The organism is Paraburkholderia phenoliruptrix, from assembly GCF_902859825.1.
In the GTDB taxonomy this organism is placed as follows: domain Bacteria; phylum Pseudomonadota; class Gammaproteobacteria; order Burkholderiales; family Burkholderiaceae; genus Paraburkholderia; species Paraburkholderia phenoliruptrix.
The window spans coordinates 1-891 of the sequence record NZ_CADIKB010000123.1 but is presented as its reverse complement, the minus strand read 5'-3'; the positions used below and the strand labels follow the sequence as shown (position 1 = coordinate 891).

1 protein-coding gene is annotated in these 891 nt (G+C 60.7%); it reads left to right on the top strand.

The features are described from left to right. The coding region (locus HV711_RS33255; protein WP_175145702.1) for a sensor histidine kinase at positions 1–520 on the top strand (520 nt) is incomplete at its 5' end. Positions 521–891: the final 371 nt, after the last annotated feature.

The following is an 891-nucleotide window of genomic DNA, read 5'->3' as shown; positions in this document are numbered from 1 at the left end:
GAGCGATTTCAACAGGACGAGGCTGGGCCTGGGGATCAATGTCGTGCCGGCCCCTGTCGACCTGGCTGACTTGCTGGCCGACGAACTGGACGAACTGCGTGCCGTTCATCCGCACAGGCAGATTGAGCTGGATATCAGCGGCAGCTTGAAGGGAAACTGGGATGGCCGGCGATTGCAGCAACTTTTTCAGAACCTGATCGTGAATGCCCTCAAATATGGGGCGCCAAATACGCCCGTGCGCGTCGAGGGGCACGGGGACGCGACGCAGGTCCGTATCGACGTCAGGAACCAGGGCCCTGTCATCGAGTGTGCGACGCTCGCGCGCATCTTCGAGCCCCTCACGCGCGGAACGTGCGACCCGCCGACCTCTCAAGACGACGGCGGCCTCGGACTGGGCCTGTACATCGCAAGTGAGATCGCCAAGGCGCATCAAGGGACGATCGAGGCATGCTCCGATGCAACAGAGACGGTGTTTTCGGTGTCACTGCCGCGCGCGGTCGGTACGGCAAATGGGCATTGACGGACCGCGACCGCGCCCCACTGAACCATACCGTCCGGCCGTCGACAGGCGCTGTAACAGTGGGCGGTGCCTGGCCCAGACCGCTGATTGGCCTGACCGGCTGCTAGTGTGCGTTAGCTTGTATCCCTCCATCTTCGGCGCCAGTCCTGTCGCGCCCAGATGTCGGACCTTTACATATCAGGCTTCAGCGCGTAGCGATCAGGGCGGTTAGGTTGAGCTAAAGTCGGAACTGGTGTACGGGGGAGTTGAGGCGGGAGATCGAAGGCGGTGGAGGTTTCAGCTGAGAATCTGATTGTCGAAGTCGGAAACCAGCAAACAACAAACCATCCACCATGCGCAAGTTTACGGAAAAAGCAGTTGTCGGTCTATCG